The following is a 5,298-nucleotide window of genomic DNA, read 5'->3' as shown; positions in this document are numbered from 1 at the left end:
TTGATTAAGTTGTCTAATGAAATATCAAAAAAATCACTAAGCGTAATTAATCGTTCAATATCGGGGTAAGCAGTTCCTAATTCCCATTTAGAAATCGCCTGTCGGCTAACATTTAACGTCTGTGCCAGTTGATCTTGTGTTAAATTTCTCTTTTCGCGTTCTTCTTTAATACGTTTGCCCAAAATCATAGCCATAATGCTGTATCTCCTATCGTTATTTAATTTTTATTGTGCGACAAACCCAATAAAAAAGCACGCTAATTATTAGCGCACTAGTTTGCAACCAATAGTTGCGAGAGAAAATTATATTAAAAGAGACTATTTATAGAAAAAAGCTCCTGCATAGCTTAATTACTAGCTTGTATGTATAGTAAATCTACTAAGAAATTTGCTGATATTTTGGCTAAATAAGATTAATACTAGTCCAATTATCATAGCAAAAAAGGAAAGCGAGTCCGGTAGGAAAAAGCCAATACAGGTAATAAACATGCCAATTGATATTAGAAGGTTATCAGTTTTGGTTTTAATGATGATTTTCTTTTTTATAGAGGTATCTTCTTTAATTAATTCATCTAAAGAAAGATCGTACAGATTACTTATATCAATCAAGCGATCTATATCTGGCAGAGTTTTATTATTTTCCCAATTTGAAAGTGTTTGACGAGAAATATAAAGCTTTTCTGCTGCTTCTTCTTGTGATATTCCGAGTTCTTTTCGTCTTTTTTTAATTTTATTACTAAGTCTCATAATCTTCTCCTTTGACAAGAATAATGACATAAAGGACATTAACTGGCTATCAAATAGCTTTTACATGTTAATAAAATAGACATTTATTATCAATAATGGATCTTATTCCAAATAGATGTACTTGATGCTACTTTTATTATTTTATCTTGATTTTAATTCATCTATTCTAGAATTTGTGATCGTTATAAATTTTTATTTTCTATATAAGCTTATGCCAGGTATAGATATTCTATGTTGAGAGTTTATCAATATTTTTTACTGTTTGGCATGGTATCTTATTGATAGGAGAAGTAGAGAAAATTTTAATTAAGAGAGGGAATTTTTATGGAGTGAGGAAAGGGTGCTAAAAGTTTGATTCTTGCTGGAGCTGTATTTTCAGCATTTGCTATTAATGAACATGTATCTGCAGCTAGTTATCATGAACCAATTCAAAAGAACGTAGATGAGATTATTGAAAATATTCCAGACAGTGAACCGGTTGTTGATGTTGGCGATGGTTATATGATTGGTAAACAAGATTTTGATATTATTGATAGTAAGGGGCAACACCATAAGCAAAATTATAAAACAACTCAATATCCAGTATTAGACGCTGATAAAATGAAAAATAATCAAAAACAGGCAGAAGCAGCTGTTAAATTACCAGAATCAATTAAATCTGTAGGGCCGCTTATTAATAAACCAGTATCGGCCAATAATGTGAAAGTTTTAAATAAAGGAAAAGGGTATTGGTCGAAACCATTTAGCGGCTCAGGCTGGCAATATGCAGGATTTGCTTTTCAACCACAATATGGTACGGGGGCTTACCTAATGTGGACAACACATGTAGATTCTGGTCGTGTAGGAGATGTATTGCAAGCTAATGATAATTATCAGACTGGTAATTTAAATGGTACGGTCATAAAGCCTGGTCAAGAAAAGTGGGTAACTGGCTACGAAAATAAAACAACATATTATACTTTTCGACCAACATCCGGTACGACATACTATGTGGCTAATATAGATATGTAGAACATAAAATTAAATAAAGAGAAGAGTGTGGTGATTTGAGAAATCCGAGGATAAAAAAAATATGTAACATATTGGTAGTTATAACGACACTAATATTAGGTATCAATTTAATAAATTTGTCAGTTCATGCTGATGATGGATTAAAACAAGTTGATCCTAAGAAAACATATTTGGATTCCACTGAAGTATATATGGGGGCACCTGATGAAGAAAAAATTATTTTAACGGGTAGTACGAGTTATGTTAGTAACCCAGATAAAAAATCTGATTATGTAAATTATAAAGATGGCAAATTTCGTTTAGCTACTACAGCGGGACACATGCGTCGTGTTTTGAAAGAAGCTGGTATTAGTTTACACACGGCACAAACAACGCAACAAGAATCCGTAAGAATTTATCAAATTGGTGTGATACAGGATTTGGAAATTTTCAATAACAATATTAAACTACCGGTCCATTTGGCAAGAATTATAATGAACAAATAATATTTTAATTAATAAGTAAATAGGTAATTGGTATCCCATAAATTAAAAATTTATGGGATATTTTCATCTAAAATCGAATTGATAAATTAGGATAATCTTAATTTATCGAGATAAAACCATGTACTTTCTTTGTTAGTTAGGTTAAACTTAATTTATTGATTGATCATTTCTATTAGCGCTAATGTTTTGTTAAATCAATTAAACCTAAACTAACTATTTAAGGAGATACTATAATGGATGAGCAAGTCAAGAAAACACAAGAATGGCTAAATAAGACCTATAAAAACGTTAGTGGCTATCAAAAAGTAACTGAAAATGGTCAGACTGGTTGGCCAACAATATATGCGTTACGTGAAGGCTTACAGCATGAAGTGGGTATTAGCCCGGTAGCTTCAGGATTTGGTGAAGCTACTGAAAATGCTGTTAGTAAGGTACTAGGGAAATTAAAGAACGGTTATTCAGGTAATTTAGTTAAATTAATTCAAGGAGCTTTTTGGGCAAAAGGGATCTCACCTAGTGCACTAGATGGTAAGTATACAAATGCAACAACAAATGCAATTGAAAACTTGCAGCGACAGGCTGGAGTAACAGCAGATGGTAAGATGACCACACAACTCATGAAAGCCTTGTTTGATATGAGTGCATTTGGACTTGTGTTAGGTGGAACAGCTCAAGTTCGTGGTATGCAGCAATACTTAAATGGTCATTACCATAAATATTTTGGTATTTTACCATGTGATGGAATTTATCAACGTGATACTAATACAGCATTAATTTATGCTTTGCAAGTTGAAATTGGGTTGGCAGGTAGTGCTAATGGTGTCTATGGACCAGGGACCATTTCAGCCACACCAACACTAAAGGTCGGTGCCACCGGGGCGGTAGTCAAACTAATTCAATATGGATTGATGGTTAATGGTTATTATGCTGGTGAAATTGATGGACAATTTACGACTGCTGTTGGTAATCAAATTGTGGCCTTTCGTAAATTCATGAACTTACCACCATATACCAGTACTGCTGATTTAACAGTTATTAAGGGCTTGTTAACCAGTAATGGTAATGTTAATCGTGATGCCTCAGCAATGGATACCTCTAAACAATTAACAGCAAATGATGTTAATTACCTAAAGTCACAAGGATATAAAATCATTGGGCGTTACTTGACTGGATCGGTTGGTGATGGTGCCGCTGAAAGAAATAAATATTTAACGCGTACGGAGTTGCATGATATTATTTCGGCAGGTATTAGTGTTGTACCAATCTATCAAGATGGTGGTGGTGTTCTTGGTTACTTTTCAGAGTCACAAGGGATCAAAGATGCTAATTTAGCTGGTCAAGCAGCTCGTGCGTTGGGTATTCCAAGTGGAGCAACCATTTATTTTGCAGCTGATTTGGATGTTGAAGATGGTAACATTGATGCGACAATTATCCCTTATATTAAAGCAGTCGCTAATCAATTGTCAGGCTATAAAGTTGGTATTTATGGTACTCGTAATGTTTGTTCACGTGCGGCAGCAGCTGGTGCAGTCACTAGCGCTTATGTAGCAGATATGTCGACAGGATTTTCTGGTAATTTAGGTTTTCCAATGCCAAAAGTTTGGGCTTTTGATCAATTTGTTGAGTTTACCCTAGGGGGTATTCCAATTGATAATCTAGGGACTTCTGGTCGTGATAAAGGTATTAAAGAAATTAATAATACAATTTCAGCAAAAGCGGCATTGCGTAAAATTATTGACAATGCTAACTTAACTTTAGATGGACCAAAAGTTGTTATAGTCAATGGGGGCGGCCTACATGTGACAGCACAAGCAACAAGCACAGTTAACTCTGCAGACGGTAATCACTCAATTCAGATAACCAATGGTAAGTTTGATTCTGTCAGTGTGAAAAAGGTGTTAAAGACCTTTGGTGTAAATATTTCAAGTGATTCTTTTGAGAATATACTAGATGCAGCTATTTCTGGATCCGGTATTAGCCTGTCATCTGATCTAATGGATGGTGAGTTACATGTTTTGACCGTTAGTTCTGATGGTAGTGAGTTAGGTCTTGAACTAGTTGTTAAAGAACTCAAAAACGAAATTCTAGATGCAGAATTTGAAATTAAGCTTACTGTAAAAATTAACGTGGATAGTATGTCACAAAAATTAAAGAAGGTGTATAGCTATATTAAAAATATAGCTAGTGCATCACTTAATCCTGATAATAATGTTGCGTTAGATAAAGTTGTTAATTTAGTGACGTTTATTATTTTAATAGTGATATTGATTGGATCGCGTGGAGTAATTCCTGTTTAGAGAAAAAAAGCACCTATTAATGGGTGCTTTTTTTATATTGTTCAGAGGCTAATACTTGTTTTAACAGGTTTTGAAATTCAAAGTAGTCTTCGTTTCTAAATTTTTCTTTGTTGATTAAGTTATATCGTCCAGGATTAACCTCTAAGATATAGTAATCTGGTAGGTCCCAAACTTGTTTTAAAGCAGGCCATTGGTAAAATAATTTGCTATCAGATTGATTGATTTGAACACCTTCTGTATTAAAAACATACTCAACGGTAATTGATTTTTGATTTTTATTTAAGTAACGGTTTCTAATTTTTTTAAGATTATTTTTGGGAGTAAAAAATAAACCGGACAAAAAAAAGTATAGCCCACATAAAAAGACAAATAGCATAAAAAAATCGTAAAATTGCCATGTCACATTAAAAAAAATTGTATGGGTTACTCGTATAAACCCCATCAACATAAGAAATATGCCAGCAATTCCAACAAAATTGTTTGATATTGATATTTGTCGATGAGTCTTCAAGTAATGTTTATATATTATATAGACTATTTTATCGTCAATGGTAGTTTGGCAAGTAATCATTTAATTATCTCCTACAGTCGTTAATTTTTTTGCAAGATGGTTTTTTATTTTTTATAGGGTTCTATTTTTATTATTGTATCATTAATAATAAGCATACATATACCAGTATCACTGATTTAACAGTTATTAAGGGCTTGTTAACCAGTAATGGTAATGTTAATCGTGATGCCTCAGCAATGGATACCTCT

Annotated in this window: 6 protein-coding genes; 3 read left to right on the top strand and 3 right to left on the bottom strand. The window is 33.2% G+C overall.

Annotated elements, in window-relative coordinates:
* Positions 1–194 (bottom strand): helix-turn-helix transcriptional regulator (locus tag Q0977_RS17780; RefSeq protein ID WP_367269494.1); only part of this gene is annotated, 194 nt, incomplete at its 3' end.
* Positions 195–353: 159 nt separating this feature from the next.
* The gene (locus Q0977_RS17775) at positions 354–746 is read right to left on the bottom strand and encodes a helix-turn-helix transcriptional regulator (protein ID WP_299516408.1); all 393 of its coding nucleotides are present in this window, start codon (positions 744–746) and stop codon (positions 354–356) included.
* Between the two features lie 351 nt (positions 747–1,097).
* Here Q0977_RS17775 and Q0977_RS17770 point away from each other — a divergent pair, with 351 nt between their 5' ends.
* The 3 genes from Q0977_RS17770 (at position 1,098) to Q0977_RS17760 (ending at position 4,539) form a co-directional block, all read left to right on the top strand.
* The gene (locus Q0977_RS17770) at positions 1,098–1,757 is read left to right on the top strand and encodes a hypothetical protein (protein ID WP_299516406.1); all 660 of its coding nucleotides are present in this window, start codon (positions 1,098–1,100) and stop codon (positions 1,755–1,757) included.
* Positions 1,758–1,873: 116 nt separating this feature from the next.
* Positions 1,874–2,242: a hypothetical protein gene (locus tag Q0977_RS17765; RefSeq protein ID WP_299516404.1), complete on the top strand. Its 369-nt coding sequence runs from the start codon at positions 1,874–1,876 to the stop codon at positions 2,240–2,242.
* Positions 2,243–2,475: 233 nt separating this feature from the next.
* A complete protein-coding gene (locus Q0977_RS17760) occupies positions 2,476–4,539 on the top strand; it encodes a glycoside hydrolase domain-containing protein (protein ID WP_299516401.1) in 2,064 nt (687 codons plus the stop codon).
* A 16-nt stretch (positions 4,540–4,555) separates the two neighbouring features.
* Here Q0977_RS17760 and Q0977_RS17755 read toward each other — a convergent pair whose 3' ends face one another.
* Positions 4,556–5,110 carry a YcxB family protein gene (locus tag Q0977_RS17755; protein ID WP_002827202.1) on the bottom strand — a complete coding sequence of 185 codons (555 nt, stop codon included), beginning with the start codon at positions 5,108–5,110 and terminating at the stop codon, positions 4,556–4,558.
* Between the last annotated feature and the right edge of the window lie 188 nt (positions 5,111–5,298).

The organism is uncultured Rummeliibacillus sp. (assembly GCF_934216135.1).
Taxonomy (GTDB): domain Bacteria; phylum Bacillota; class Bacilli; order Bacillales_A; family Planococcaceae; genus Rummeliibacillus.
This window is presented reverse-complemented; position numbering and strand designations above follow the sequence as displayed.